This window comes from Bacillus sp. JJ1562, from assembly GCF_036962705.1.
In the GTDB taxonomy this organism is placed as follows: domain Bacteria; phylum Bacillota; class Bacilli; order Bacillales; family Bacillaceae_L; genus Ferdinandcohnia.
Genome location: NZ_JBALOQ010000034.1, coordinates 47,339 through 61,204, shown reverse-complemented (window position 1 = coordinate 61,204; position 13,866 = coordinate 47,339). Strand labels below are relative to the sequence as shown.

The window sequence follows — 13,866 nt, the reverse complement described above, 5'->3', positions numbered from 1 at the left end:
GGGTAAGAAATGAAAGCGATACTTATTGGAATCATCTCGTCATTATTTTTTGCGGTAACGTTTATTCTAAATCGCTCGATGGAACTTTCAGGTGGAAGTTGGCTGTGGAGCTCTTCATTGCGATATTTTTTTATGCTGCCGTTTCTAATCGGGATCGTTCTTTTAAGAGGGAATATGAAGGAACTGCTTCGTGAGCTAAAAACGAATCCTGTTAAATGGATTTTGTGGAGTACGATTGGGTTTGGTTTATTTTATGCGCCACTTACATTTGCAGCTGCTTCTGGGCCAGGTTGGTTGGTTGCAGGAACATGGCAATTTGTCATTATAGCTGGTCTTCTTGTTGTTCCTTTTTTCTATAAAACAGTAGAAACGGAAAATGGTATGCGAAAAATCCGTGAACAAATCCCGGTCAAGGGACTTATTTTTTCTAGTTTTATTTTTATGGGGATTGTCTTAATCCAACTTCAGGAAGCAGATGGAGGTATTGGATTAGAGATGATTCTAGTGGGTATTCTTCCTGTAGTTGTGGCTGCTTTTGCATATCCATTAGGTAATCGAAAAATGATGGAGCATTGTAAAAATGATTTTGATACCTTTCAACGTGTTCTTGGAATGACTCTCGCATCGACTCCGTTTTGGTTAATCATTGCCGGATTCGGTGCTGCGACAGTTGGACTCCCAAGTAAATCTCAAGTATTTCAATCCTTTATCGTCGGGATTTCTTCTGGGATTATTGCGACCGTGCTTTTCTTTTTTGCAACTGAGCTTGTAAAGCATGATCAAAATAAACTAGCAGCGGTCGAAGCGACTCAGGCAACCCAGATTATATTTGTAATCTTTGGTGAGGTTCTTTTACTAAGTGCACCTATTCCAACTATGTATTCCTTCATTGGGCTTTTGATCATTTCAGGTGGAATGGTGTTGCATAGCATGTTCTCAAATCGAAAGACATCAATAAAAGTGAATGAATTGAATACAAAATCGATTTAAAAAAATGCAGAGCTCAATGAGGCTCTGCATTTTTATGGAGAATTATTTTACGACAATCTTATTATCTTCGACTGTCACGATTAAGCTTGTTTGGTCATCATTTTCTAAAAGAATATCTGTGATTTGGTCTTCAAGCTGTTCTTGGATGACACGACGTAATGGACGTGCACCAAAGGCCGGATGGTAACCAAGTTCAGCTAATTTTTGTTTCGCTTCATCGCCAACAGTGATTGTTACATCTTGTTCTTTTAGTGTTGTTTCAAGTTCCTGTAACATAAGATCGACAATTTGTAGTAAGTGTTCTTTTTGAAGTTGTTTGAAATCAATGATGGCATCAAATCTATTTAAGAACTCTGGCTTAAAGAAGGAACCAAGTGAATCAAGGATGGATGATTCCTTATAAACATCTGTTTCGGCTTTTTCAAAGCCAACAGTGATTTTCTTAGGACCACCAACACCAGCATTACTTGTCATGATGATTACTGAATCCTTAAAGCTTACTGTACGACCTTGACTGTCCGTTAATCGGCCATCCTCTAAAATTTGGAGGAACATATGCTGAACATCTGGATGTGCCTTTTCAATTTCATCTAAAAGGATGATGCTATAAGGGTTACGACGAACTTTTTCAGTTAATTGACCAGCTTCCTCATGGCCGACATAACCAGGAGGTGAACCAATGATTTTAGATACTGAGTGTTTCTCCATGTACTCACTCATGTCGAGTCTAATCATTGCATCCTTCGAACCGAACAATTCTTCAGCAAGTGTCTTAGTTAACTCTGTTTTACCGACACCAGTTGGTCCAACGAAAAGGAAGGAACCAATTGGTCGATTTTTAGCCTTCAAACCCGCACGGCTACGACGAACGGCTTTCGCAACCTTCGATACTGCTTCTTCTTGACCAATGACTTTTTTCGCAAGGTTTTCAGCTAGATGCTTCATTTTTTGTTGTTCATTTTCTTGTAGCTTACCTACAGGAATACCTGTTTTCTTTTCGATAATTTGTTGGATGTTAGCAACATCAATAATATGCTCTTCTTTGTTTTCTGGATTATTTAATTGCTTTTCAAGCAGAATTTCTTGATGTCTTAATTTTGCTGCTAATTCATAGTTTTCTTCCCCAGCAGCTTTTTCTTTTTCTGTTGCAATTTTAGCAAGCTCTTCTTTGATATCTTTTGGATCTGAACCACTAGATTGAAGATTCATTTTTGAACCAGCTTCATCAAGTAAGTCAATTGCTTTATCTGGTAAGAAGCGGTCCTGAATGTATCGATGTGATAATGTTACACAGGCACGAATTGCTTCATCTGTATATTTTACACTATGGAAATCTTCATATCTTCCTTTTATACCTTCAAGAATTTGAATGGCTTCATCAATAGTTGGTTCATCCACAGTAACCGGTTGGAAACGACGCTCTAATGCAGCATCTTTTTCAATTTGTCGGTATTCTTTTAGGGTTGTGGCACCGACGAGTTGGAGCTCTCCACGAGCAAGGGCTGGTTTTAAGATATTACCTGCATCCATTGAACCTTCTGCAGAACCTGCGCCAACAATTAGGTGAATTTCATCGATAAATAAGATAATGTTTTTGCGTTTTTGAAGCTCAGCAATGAGCTGCTTCATTCTATCTTCAAATTGACCCCGAATACCAGTGTTCGCAACAAGCGATGCGACATCAAGTAAGTATACTTGTTTATTAGAAAGTTTACTTGGTGCTTTTCCTTCAGCAATTTGTAGGGCTAATCCTTCAGCAATCGCAGTTTTACCTACACCCGGCTCCCCAATTAGAACAGGGTTGTTTTTATTACGGCGGTTTAATATTTCAATAACACGCTTAATTTCTTCATCACGGCCAATCACTGGGTCAATAAGTCCAGCGTTCGCCATTTGAGTAAGGTTACGACCAAAGTGATCGAGAAGACCTCCGCCATTTCCACCGTGTTTTGGTTGTGTTTGTTGTTGATTGATGCCCATTTGTTGACCAAAGGCATTGCCTTTAAATAAGTCATCAAATGAGAAATTAGGGAAACCGTTCATTCCTGAAGGTATTTTCATGTTGTTCTTCTCCTTCGCAAAGCACTCACTGCAAAGCTGAATTTGTCGCTTGTCATGGTTCACATGAAGGTGTAACTGAACTGTAGCCTCATTTTTATTACATGCTTGACAAATCATAAACAACTACCTCCTTGGTTTTGACTATCTTTGACCATTAAATTAACTTTATACAGTGGAGTTTAGACCCCACTGTATAAAGTTAAAGCCTCCGGCGGATGCCACGATTTTTCAAAGGAAATTTTTCGATCAGTAAGATCAAAGACTAAGAACGCCACATCCTGTGGCAACGTCTTTATGACCCACTTCCTGTGGGCCTAAAATCGGGCGGCAAATACGCCAAGGCGTATTTGATTAAAATAGGTCTTGTGGTTTGTTTGACTATCTTTGACCTTATGACTATATTATACTTTGACCAATTTTGACTTTCAAGTAAAAAGTACTAGAAATTTTTTCCTCAGGTTTCGAAAGAATAGCTCGTCTTAATTGTATAACTTGTACATATACATCAAGTAAGACAGAAGAATGAGGTGGCTATTTGTGCGAGGGAGTTGGGGGGCAGCATTTCAAATCGGTGCTGTTTATGTAGGAACAATCGTAGGAGCAGGTTTTGCAACAGGTCGAGAAATTGTTGAATTTTTTACCCAATACGGTATGTACGGTTTGATTGGAATCGGAATCAGCGGATTCTTGTTTATATGGTTGGGGACTCGAATCATGATCATTGCCAACCGGATTCAAGCTGACTCTTACAAGGAATTTAATGAATATTTATTTGGGAGAAAAATTGGATTCATTGTGAATGCACTTATGCTTCTTGTGTTAATTGGGGTAACTTCGGTTATGCTTTCGGGAGCGGGTGCAGTCTTTCACGAACAACTAGGGCTGTCCTACCAGCTCGGGATTGTTGTGACAAGTGCCCTTTCTATTTTTGTTTTGACTTATGGGGTCAAAGGTTTGTTTGGTGTAAACATGTTTGTTGTGCCAATTATGATATTTTTTAGTGTTGTTTTAGCAGTAGAAGTCATTATTACGGATGCATCAAGTCTATTAAGAACACCTGATATCGAGTCACAAAGCTTTAAATGGATGATTTCGCCATTCCTATATGCAGCTTTTAACCTAGCAATGGCAATGCCAGTTTTAGTTCCACTTGCTAAAGAAATGGATAATGAAAAAGCATTAAGATGGGGCGGGTTGATTGGCGGTGGCGCACTGTGTCTAATTTTAATAACGAGTCATATTTCCTTGTCGGCGCTACCAAACGTAGAAAGTTTCGAGATTCCAATGGCTGAAGTTATGAAAAACTTCATGTCTGCCTTTTTTTGGTTATATATCCTTGTAATTTATGGAGAAATTTTTACGTCAGTGATTGGGAATTTATTTGGGCTTGAGCGTCAATTAATAAATATTATCAAATTACCGTCAATATTGATTGTGTTCATTATCTTATCTATCGCTTATGTTATTAGCCAGTTAGGATATGGATCACTGATTTCCTTTTTATATCCATTGTTTGGGTATATGAGTTTGATATTATTAGTTCTATTGGCAAGACCAATGAAACGACTTCCAAAGAAATAAAGAGGTTAGTAAGCAAACCCCTTTATTTCTTTATTTTATTGTTCACCAAAAATTAATTAATGAACCTCCTCAGAGTAAGCAAATGATTCTTTTAGGTGACAGGCTAATTGGATTTTCAGAAAGTCCTTTGGATCATTAAAACTTAAGTTTAGAATGTCCTCTATTTTTTTAAGACGTTGATATAATGTATTAATATGAATATGAAGACTTTTCGCTGTTTCGTTAATGGACTTATTTAGCTTTATATATGTTAACAATGTCAGTTCTAGGTCATTTTTTCTTGACCTTGCGGTGTTTAGGGGTTGGAAAAAGCCATGTATGAATTCCTTTATTTCATTTGTGTCCTGATTAATAAATAAACGATTAACCCCGATACTTTCATAGGTAATGATACCTGTTTCTTTTTTATTGACTAGATATGCAACTGATTTCTTTGCTTCTTCATAACTTTTCCCTATGTGATAGGCTCCCTGTTTATTTGAACCAATCCCCACACATACGAATGAGTCGTTATTTTTGGTCCAGTCATGAATAATGGTTTTCAGTCTCTTTATTGAATCATCAATTAAAGAACTGTCAGCTAATGAAACGAGTAGAATGATTTTATTATGAAATCCATAGATGAGACTCACCTGTAGAATATTCTTTTTAATCAATGAGATGATACTATGAATATCTGCACCAAGCTTATATAAATCCTTATAATTCACAAGCTCAATAACAACGACAAAAAAAGTATTGGAAGGATTTAGGTTGAATTCTTTTCTTTTTGCTAAGAGTATCTCTGGTTCCCTGGTTCGAATGACCTCATTAAAAAATTCATGTGTTTTCTTATAATAGATTTCTTCTAATGTATGTTTTTTAACAAGTTCAAGGGCGAGTATTGCCCCTCCTTGCTCAATTACAATCCGCTCGATAACCGATAAAGTATTAGAATAGGGTAAAATAAAACAACCAAGAAAAATGGTACCATTGATGATTGGATATAAATAATATTTTTCTTCGATTGGCTTCCGCATTTCTACAAAAGCGGCATATCTTCTGTGTTTAAATATTCTAGAAATTTCATCAACGCTAAAATAATTCTTTTGCCCCGCTTGATTATGGTACCAATCATTTTCTAAATAATCATAAAAAGAAACATTTCCATTTATCATTTTTCCTATTTCTTTTACGATTGTCTTTAAACCTTTATTTTGTAATGAAAATTTTATGAGTGTATTGTGGACTTCATTTCTTTTTGAAAGCTCTTGTAATTTTTCCTTTACTTCTGTATATAGACGTGCATTTTGGATAGCAATTGCTACCTGTGAAGCAAATCCTTGTAAAAGTTGTACATCACCTTCAGTAAATTTCCCTTTCTTATCAAATTGATGAATGGTCATCACACCGATCCGCCTGTCCCCAATGGAAATGGGTACACTAACAATGGCTTGAATAATTTTTCCTTTTGAAGAAGCGTTGATAATCTGTAAGTTTTCTGGAGAAATGGAGTTTTCGCTCATTTTTTTAAAAATTTGTTCCGTAGAATGGTAGATTAATGGTTTCCCTTCCTTAAAAACCATCCCTGTAATAGATTCCCCAACATTCATTTTAAGCTTCCCGATGATTGGTTCAAATCCAACACTTGTTTTCGTAATAATGATCTTTTCACTAGGATCATAAAGTTGAAGATATCCTGCATTTGCCACGGGTATTACTGACAATGCATTTTTTATAATTTTCTCTAATAGATCATCAAGAACAAGGGATGAAGAGACAGAGCGTATTCCCTCAATCAAAACATCAAGTTCCGCATCTTTTGATTGAATCTGGCTTTTAGCGTCCAAAAGCTCGAAGCAAATAGATAAATAATCCAAATCTCTTTCATCAAAGGGAGAAGTAATACAGTTGGAGCGAAGGAGCACTTGATACCCGTTAAGATAAGAAAATGATATATATAAATACGCATCATCTGTAAAGATATTGTATTTGTCATTGCGATTCAATTTTAAGAGGTTAATATTTTCTTTTTTCAAGTTTCCTTTTTGGTACATAAGTTGAAAGGAAGTATCATGTGGTTTTTGTACCCAAATTTCATAAGAAGATTTATCAAACCCTTTTTCTAAATAGGTAAGAAGCAGTTGATTTGTAGTCATATTAGCCTCCACAATAATAGAAAGTATAGAAAGTTCCGTCTTTTCTGAATTATATATGTAATATAATACATTGTAATAGTTGATTCAATAAATTACTATAAAAATTAGAAAATACAGAATTTTTAATTCAGATTTTTTGAATGCGCTTACTTTTTTGAGGAGGAGGTAGTATGAAAGATTTGCGATTAGTCTATTAATTGAAAAATAATTGAAAAGGAGGAAGATTATTTTGAATTTGGAAACGGTAATGAAAACAGCAAACAGCTTACCACTATGGATTTTCGCTGTACTAATAGTTGGTATCGTCATCTTTCAAAGTATCACTTTTATTCGACTTGCAACAAAAACAAGTCAATCTGTCGGTATGTCTTCTTCAGAGGTAAAGTCTGCGATAAGGGCCGGTGCGATTAGTGCTATTGGACCAGCAATAGCAATCCTTGTTATTGCTATTTCCATGATGGCTTTAATTGGAAATCCCATTACATTAATACGAATGGCTATTATTGGTTCAGCCGCAATCGAAACAGTTGGTGCAAGTATTGGTTCACAAGCCGCTGGGGTTGATTTAGGATCACCTGACTATACGCTACAAGCTTTTACGAGTGCTGTATGGGTAATGTGTGTAGGCGGGATGGGCTGGATGTTATTTGTAGCTCTATTTACAAAGTCACTGGGAAAAATACAGAAAAAAGCAGAATCTAATCCAAAAAATGTCAAGATGTTAAGTATAGTTTCTGTTGCTGCCATGATAGGGGCTTTTAGTTACCTAGGTGGGGGAGAAATGGTAAAAGGTCTAAGGGAATTCATAGTATTTATAGTTGCCTTTATTACGATGCCTATCATAAATTGGATAGGTGATAAATCCCAATTGATATGGTTAAAAGAATGGTCATTAGGACTGGTTATTATTGTCGGTATGATTGCTGGTGTCATTATTTCTTAATGAAAGGTAGGAGAACTAAATGCAAGCTAATAGAGAGGAAAATAATTTATCCTTAAATCAAGCTATGTCAGGTACACAGGCTACAGCAATGGATTTTGACACCTTCCAATTAAGGTCTCATTTTTGGGGGCGTCTAACAATATGGGCAGTCATTGCATTAAGTGTAATTGTGCCCCTTTATCTTTCTTTCGTTCTTGGATATCATCCTGGGTGGTCGCCTATTATTTCAGGTTTGGCAGCGTATGCAGCTATTATTATGTTTGTTTGGGTGCTGGAACCAATTAGCTATTATCCTGTTTTAGGTGTTTCTGGAACATATCAAGCCTTTACAATAGGTAATATTGGAAATATGTGTCTTCCTTGCGCATCGGTTGCTCAACGTGTAGTTGGTGCAGAACCAGGAACCAAAAAGGGTGAGATCACTGCTTCATTAGCAATTGGGACGGCATCAATCGTGAATGTTATAGTTGTTATTTTAACAATACTAGGCGGTTCATACATCCTTACTATATTGCCAGAATCAATTATTAATAACCTAAGCTTAGTCCTTCCGGCTATTTTTGGAGGAGTTATTGCTCAATTCGCTATAAAGAAACCATTATTTGGAGTAATTGGAATTGCGTTCGGTCTTTTTGTGAATCTTGGTCCTGTACCCCGTCCTTTACAAACATTTGTCTGCATACTCGGAACAGTTGTTTTTTGTATACTTTTAGAGAAAATCAAGAAACAAGAGAAAAATAAATAATGCGTTGCTATCGATCTAGCAGAGGTTGAATTTTGAGAAAGGGGTGAAAATCCATATTTAATGGATGTAAATGATGAGTAAACTAGATATATTACAATGGATAAAAAAAGATCGGTCTGAATTTACTGAAATGGCAAAAAAGATCTGGGAGCATCCAGAAGTTGCTTACGAAGAAAGCTATGCTAGTGATTTGCAAGCCTCAAAATTAAAAGAAGAAGGATTTCGTATTAAAGCCTCGATTGGGGGAATTCCTACAGCTTTTGTTGCTGAATATGGTTCAGGAAAACCAATAATTGGGATATTAGGCGAATACGATGCGTTACCTGGGCTTTCCCAAACCGTCAGAACTGTTCAAGAACAAGTTGAACCAGACGGCCCAGGTCACGGCTGCGGCCATAATTTACTTGGAACCGCAGGTGTAGAAGTTGTGGTAGCTTTAAAAAAAGCAATGGAAGAATATAAACTAACTGGTACTATTCGTTATTATGGCTGTCCAGCTGAAGAAGTTTTGTCTGGTAAAACGTTTATGGCAAAGGATGGCGTCTTTGACGATTTGGATTGTGCTTTAACTTGGCATCCATGGACATCAAACATGGTGGTAAATATGAGCATGCAAGCAATGGTGTCAATTAAGTTTCATTTTAAAGGTATTCCAGCACATGCTGCTTCTTCGCCACATGCTGGGAGAAGTGCACTTGATGCTGTTGAATTAATGAATGTCGGCACAAACTATTTACGAGAGCACGTTGTAGACGGTACAAGAATTCATTATGTTATTACAAATGGGGGTCTTGCTCCAAATATTGTCCCAGAGCATGCAAGTGTTTGGTACTATTTAAGGGCTTCCACAAAAGAACAAGTTGAGGACATACTTAGAAGGGTTAAAAATATTGCTAAAGGGGCAGCTCTTATGACAGAAACAGAGGTTAGCTCAGAAATTGAAGCTTTGGCATATGACACACTTCCTAACGAAGCTTTAAATGACCTCATGCATGAAAATATGAAACTAGCGGACCCTTTAGTGTTTACTGTTGAAGAAGAGAAATTTGCTAAGGAATTAGTTAAGACAGTAGATTTGAACATCGTAAAAACTGCACTAAGTGGAACCAATGAACTCTTCCCAGTAACCTATCAAAATGATAAACAAACAAAGGGTAAAACTTTACCTGGTTCAACTGATGTTGGAGATGTAAGCTGGATTACACCTGTGGGGACAATCTTCACAACATGTGCGCCTGTTGGAGTACAATTACATTCATGGCAGGCAACAGCTTCTTTTGGTTCATCAATTGGTTTCAAGGGAATGCATTTTGCCTCACAAACAATGGCATTAACCGCGTATGATTTATTACTAAATAAAGATAATGTACTGGAAAGAGCAAAAGAAGAGTTTTACTTTTTATCAAAAGATAAGCCATATATTGCAGGAATACCTGAAAATGTTAAACCACCAATTAAAAATAAACACTATAGTTTAATTTAAGAAATCAAATATATTCCTAAAAAGGCCTCTAATAAGGTAAAAAATGATACGAAATGGAAAAATGATGATTTCAGGAATCGCGAAAAATACATCGGCCAGGAAATCGGAGAAGGTATACTTTCCATTCTTCGATCTCCTTGTTTTATGTCTTTTCATGTGGGATCTCCTCTTCTAAAAGATAGGGAAAAGCACGAGCAAAAATAGGTTAAACACAAGGTGAGATAGGATTGTTAACAAGATATTACGATTCCACATATATAATGCTCCCCAAACCACTCCACCAGCAAATGTCGCAAGCAAGAAAAGCGGATTAAGGGTATAAATATTTGCAGACATATATAGAAGAGAGGAAATAACGATTACAAGTAGCTTATTCTCGAATTTTGCCTCAATATTCCTCTGGATAAAGCCTCTCCAAAATAGCTCCTCACCTGGAATGATGACAAGAAATAGTGCAACATAATGCCAAGTGAGCTGGGGCTGAATCCTCATATATAAAGTAGCAACATTAGTTAATTCATTTTGAAAAAGGATTGCGGAGCCTATTTTTCCAATATAAAAGAGACTGTACATTAGAAGTCCGGAAAGGATAGCGATCGCAATATTTGAAATTGAAAAGTTTGGGTACTCAAATTTTCCGTATCGGAGCGATGCTAAAGATAACAGGAAAAAAGAAATCGTAAACATGACCCAAAATAGAAGGTCGGATAGAAAACTTACCGCTAGTAATAAATGTACAAGTATTAAAAGTAGAATAAAGTTTTTTTGCATTTGTGTCTGCCTCTTTTGTTAAGTTATGTTGCTGTTCATTTTATCATGAGGGTAATTTTTTTAGAATAAATATCTGGCGACGACTCATCCTAATGATGATGAATTGAAAGAAGGAGAGATTAGGTATGACACAGTCAAAACGTCAACAAGAGCGTCAATGGACAGTTCGCAAGCAATCGCAAAATCCGCATGGGAAAGTGAAATCCTTTGAACAGTTAGCTGATGAAGCAGGGAAGGATACAAAGGAATAGCAAGAAGCTGGCGCACACACTCTAGATTGGGGTGTGTGCGTTTTTATGGTTGGGTGTTTTCCAATGAGTACCATCAACCGCCTGTAAAATGGGATGTGGTGTCTCTCCAAAGTGTTTGGAGTGTCAACAACATCCTGAAAAATGGAATTCATTATCCCTCCAGAGGGTTTGGAGCACCATCAATCTCCTGAAAGATGGAATATGGTGTCCTTCCAGAAGGTTTGGAGCACCATCAATTTCCTAAAAAATGTAATAAGGTGTCCTTCCAGAAGGTTTGGAGCACCAACAATTTCCTAAAAATGGAATATGTTGTCTCCCAGAAGTCTCGTAGTACATAAAAGCCCAAATTTCTAATTCATTTTCATTGTGAAATATCGGTAACCGAAATATAATTAACTTTATTAAGTCGATGGATCGACCGAATAAAGTTAATTCTTCCGGTGGATGCCACGATTTTTCAAAGGAAATTTTTCGAGCAAACTCGAAAAAAATCGGGCGTAAATACGCCAAAGCGTATTTGAAATGACATAAAATGAATTGGAAAGAAGGATCATTATGGGTCAAGATGACATGAGGGAATATAAGCTAGGAATCCTGTACACCACGATTGCCTATATCGCATGGGGAGTATTGCCTCTTTATTGGAAATTAATCGACCATATGCCGGCAGTCGAAATTCTTGCACATCGGATTGTTTGGTCACTTGCTTTTGTGCTTATGATCATTCTTGTTTCAAAAAAAGGGAAGCAATTCATAACTAACCTAAAAGAGATTTTTAAAAACAAATTCAAACTAATTGGGATTGTGGCTTCATCCATCCTCATAACAGTCAACTGGGCTACTTATATTTGGGCGGTCAATACGAACCATATTATAGATGCGAGTCTTGGGTATTACATCAACCCTTTGGTCAGCGTTCTACTAGGTATCATTGTTCTTAAAGAACGACTATTGTTTTGGCAAGGGATTTCATTTGCGTTAGCCGGTATTGGAGTTCTTATTTTAACTTTTCAATATGGAAGTTTTCCATGGGTTGCTATTACACTTGCATTAAGCTTTGGTTTTTATGGGTTAACAAAGAAGCTTGCAAAGCTTGATTCGTTGATTGGCTTAGCGATGGAAACAATGGTGGTTGCGCCGATCGCACTTATTTATTTGGCGGTTCTTTTTAAGGGAGGAGTCGATTCCTTTTCAGGAGCAAGCATTGATGTGCAGTTATTGCTAATGGGGGCAGGGGTCATAACAGCATTACCATTACTTTGGTTTGCAGCTGGAGCAAACAGAATTCCACTTTCTGTTGTTGGAATTCTTCAATATATTTCTCCAACAATCAATCTTTTATTGGGAGTATTTTTATATCATGAGCATTTCTCAAAGGTTCATTTCGTTACTTTCTTATGTATCTGGACGTCACTATTAATCTACTCGTTCTCAAAATCTAAATTTCTAACATCGATTCAACCTAAATATATGAAAAATAAATCATTAGGGGCATAGATACAACAAGGGAGCCGATTATTGAATCAGCTCCCTTTCATTTAGATTGTTGTGACAATCCTATAGTTTTTATGATTGACAACTGTACGACTCTCTAATTCTAGATCTCTATAATTGTCCATATATGTTAAGTCTACAATAACCGAGTTTTCGTTCACCTTTTCCACGATGCCTTTAAGGCCCTCTCTGAACTCAATAATATCCCCAATTTCTGCAATTTTCATAATGTCACCCTCCATCGCATTCTATGAATCTTCATTATTGATCACAAAGTGCTTTTTTTTACAAAAAAACCATTTTTTTATATTTTGCCTTACTTTTGTTTTTGTGTAAAGCGTTTTCAATGATATTCTATTATAAATTTTTGTAAAAAATGTGACAACCCTTGTAAATTTTTTTATAGTTAATTAATAAGCCTCAGTTTAAAGGGAGAGAAAAAAGTGAAAGATGTAGGATTGGTTTTAGAAGGTGGGGGAATGCGTGGCGTGTACACAGCAGGCATCCTTGAACATTTCATGGAACAGAATTTATATTTTCCATATGTCATCGGCGTATCTGCTGGAGCGTGTATGGCAGCGTCTTATCTTTCCAGACAATTGGGAAGAAATCGTACGGTTAATATTGATTTTATTAATCATCCAAACTATTTATCATTCCGTAATTTTGTAAAGCATAGGCAGTTATTTGGGATGGATTTTATTTTTGATGAGATCCCTAATAAGCATGTACCATATGACTATAATGCTTTTTATCAATCAAGAGAAGAATTTGTGGTGGGAACAACCGATTGTGAAACAGGGGAGCCGACATATTTTAAAAAAGAGGATTATGGAAATGACATGCTAAAAGTAATTCGGGCTTCAAGCTCATTGCCTTTTGTTGCACCTATTATTGAATTTAAAGGGCAGAAATTATTAGATGGTGGCATCACGGATCCGATTCCATTGATAAAAGCACAGCAGGATGGCTATTCAAAAAATGTCGTGATTTTAACTCGAAATCGTGGTTATTCGAAAAAGAAATCAAATATGACCTGGTTTATCAGACGCTCTTTTAAGCAATATCCTAATCTGGTAAAAGCAATGGAGACACGATATAAGCGTTATAATGAAACACTTGCGTATTTAGATCAAGAAGAAAAGGCGGGGAGGATTTTTTTGTTTAGTCCAACTGAACCACTTGAAGTAGGACGTGTTGAAAGAAATCCTGAAAAATTAACCAATCTTTATGAACTTGGGCTGAAGGACGCAAGTGAGCAATTCGATAAGTTTCAGAGATGGTTAATGGCTTAATATAAAAGGTGCCTCTATTGAGACACCTTTATTTGCTTATCTACCTTGAGGGCCGGAAACCACCCATCATAGGTCCGCCACCAGGTCCCTGAGGGCCAAATCCACCCATCATAG

Annotated in this window: 12 protein-coding genes; 8 read left to right on the top strand and 4 right to left on the bottom strand. The window is 36.7% G+C overall.

What is annotated here, in order from left to right; translation table 11 throughout:
* Positions 1 to 9 precede the first annotated feature (9 nt).
* The gene (locus V7097_RS18875) at positions 10 to 990 is read left to right on the top strand and encodes a DMT family transporter (RefSeq protein WP_335705194.1); all 981 of its coding nucleotides are present in this window, start codon (positions 10 to 12) and stop codon (positions 988 to 990) included.
* A 42-nt stretch (positions 991 to 1,032) separates the two neighbouring features.
* On the opposite strand, the gene V7097_RS18870 is transcribed toward V7097_RS18875, so the two are convergent.
* Positions 1,033 to 3,168 carry an ATP-dependent Clp protease ATP-binding subunit gene (locus tag V7097_RS18870; protein WP_335705193.1) on the bottom strand — a complete coding sequence of 712 codons (2,136 nt, stop codon included), beginning with the start codon at positions 3,166 to 3,168 and terminating at the stop codon, positions 1,033 to 1,035.
* A gap of 420 nt (positions 3,169 to 3,588) precedes the next feature.
* Between V7097_RS18870 and V7097_RS18865 the strand changes: the two genes are divergently transcribed.
* Entirely contained in the window at positions 3,589 to 4,632 is a 1,044-nt protein-coding gene (locus tag V7097_RS18865; protein ID WP_335705192.1) for a YkvI family membrane protein, read from the top strand.
* Positions 4,633 to 4,688: 56 nt separating this feature from the next.
* Here the strand turns inward: V7097_RS18865 and V7097_RS18860 are convergent, their stop codons facing one another.
* Entirely contained in the window at positions 4,689 to 6,770 is a 2,082-nt protein-coding gene (locus V7097_RS18860) for a helix-turn-helix domain-containing protein (protein ID WP_335705191.1), read from the bottom strand.
* A gap of 229 nt (positions 6,771 to 6,999) precedes the next feature.
* Here V7097_RS18860 and V7097_RS18855 point away from each other — a divergent pair, with 229 nt between their 5' ends.
* The 3 genes from V7097_RS18855 to V7097_RS18845 all read left to right on the top strand — a co-directional run bounded on the left by V7097_RS18855 (position 7,000) and on the right by V7097_RS18845 (position 9,941).
* Positions 7,000 to 7,713, top strand: coding sequence for a DUF5058 family protein (locus V7097_RS18855; RefSeq protein ID WP_335705190.1), 714 nt, complete (start codon positions 7,000 to 7,002; stop codon positions 7,711 to 7,713).
* A gap of 19 nt (positions 7,714 to 7,732) precedes the next feature.
* On the top strand, positions 7,733 to 8,458 hold the full coding sequence (locus V7097_RS18850; protein WP_335705189.1) for a small-conductance mechanosensitive channel: 726 nt from the start codon (positions 7,733 to 7,735) through the stop codon (positions 8,456 to 8,458).
* Positions 8,459 to 8,531: 73 nt separating this feature from the next.
* The gene (locus V7097_RS18845) at positions 8,532 to 9,941 is read left to right on the top strand and encodes a M20 family metallopeptidase (protein WP_335705188.1); all 1,410 of its coding nucleotides are present in this window, start codon (positions 8,532 to 8,534) and stop codon (positions 9,939 to 9,941) included.
* 171 nt (positions 9,942 to 10,112) lie between these two features.
* On the opposite strand, the gene V7097_RS18840 is transcribed toward V7097_RS18845, so the two are convergent.
* Positions 10,113 to 10,712, bottom strand: a complete 600-nt coding sequence (locus V7097_RS18840; RefSeq protein WP_335705187.1) for a CPBP family intramembrane glutamic endopeptidase — start codon at positions 10,710 to 10,712, stop codon at positions 10,113 to 10,115.
* Positions 10,713 to 10,837: 125 nt separating this feature from the next.
* On the opposite strand from V7097_RS18840, the gene V7097_RS18835 reads away from it, so the two are divergent.
* Together V7097_RS18835 and rarD are read left to right on the top strand one after the other, a co-directional pair.
* The gene (locus V7097_RS18835; RefSeq protein WP_335705186.1) at positions 10,838 to 10,963 is read left to right on the top strand and encodes a DUF6254 family protein; all 126 of its coding nucleotides are present in this window, start codon (positions 10,838 to 10,840) and stop codon (positions 10,961 to 10,963) included.
* 555 nt (positions 10,964 to 11,518) lie between these two features.
* Entirely contained in the window at positions 11,519 to 12,460 is a 942-nt protein-coding gene (rarD, locus tag V7097_RS18830) for an EamA family transporter RarD (protein WP_335705185.1), read from the top strand.
* Positions 12,461 to 12,501: 41 nt separating this feature from the next.
* Here rarD and V7097_RS18825 read toward each other — a convergent pair whose 3' ends face one another.
* Positions 12,502 to 12,684, bottom strand: coding sequence for a YkvS family protein (locus V7097_RS18825; RefSeq protein ID WP_335705184.1), 183 nt, complete (start codon positions 12,682 to 12,684; stop codon positions 12,502 to 12,504).
* A gap of 216 nt (positions 12,685 to 12,900) precedes the next feature.
* On the opposite strand from V7097_RS18825, the gene V7097_RS18820 reads away from it, so the two are divergent.
* Complete coding sequence (locus tag V7097_RS18820) at positions 12,901 to 13,752, top strand: patatin-like phospholipase family protein (RefSeq protein ID WP_335705183.1); 852 nt, start codon at positions 12,901 to 12,903, stop codon at positions 13,750 to 13,752.
* Positions 13,753 to 13,866: the final 114 nt, after the last annotated feature.

What these genes read in the sequence shown, in the direction of transcription:
- V7097_RS18875 (WP_335705194.1), top strand. Translation starts at nt 10, where the DNA reads ATGAAAGCGATACTTATTGGAATCATCTCGTCATTATTTTTTGCGGTA.
- V7097_RS18870 (WP_335705193.1), bottom strand. Translation starts at nt 3,168, where the DNA reads ATGATTTGTCAAGCATGTAATAAAAATGAGGCTACAGTTCAGTTACAC.
- V7097_RS18860 (WP_335705191.1), bottom strand. Translation starts at nt 6,770, where the DNA reads ATGACTACAAATCAACTGCTTCTTACCTATTTAGAAAAAGGGTTTGAT.
- V7097_RS18850 (WP_335705189.1), top strand. Translation starts at nt 7,733, where the DNA reads ATGCAAGCTAATAGAGAGGAAAATAATTTATCCTTAAATCAAGCTATG.
- V7097_RS18845 (WP_335705188.1), top strand. Translation starts at nt 8,532, where the DNA reads ATGAGTAAACTAGATATATTACAATGGATAAAAAAAGATCGGTCTGAA.
- V7097_RS18840 (WP_335705187.1), bottom strand. Translation starts at nt 10,712, where the DNA reads ATGCAAAAAAACTTTATTCTACTTTTAATACTTGTACATTTATTACTA.
- V7097_RS18835 (WP_335705186.1), top strand. Translation starts at nt 10,838, where the DNA reads ATGACACAGTCAAAACGTCAACAAGAGCGTCAATGGACAGTTCGCAAG.
- rarD (WP_335705185.1), top strand. Translation starts at nt 11,519, where the DNA reads ATGGGTCAAGATGACATGAGGGAATATAAGCTAGGAATCCTGTACACC.
- V7097_RS18825 (WP_335705184.1), bottom strand. Translation starts at nt 12,684, where the DNA reads ATGAAAATTGCAGAAATTGGGGATATTATTGAGTTCAGAGAGGGCCTT.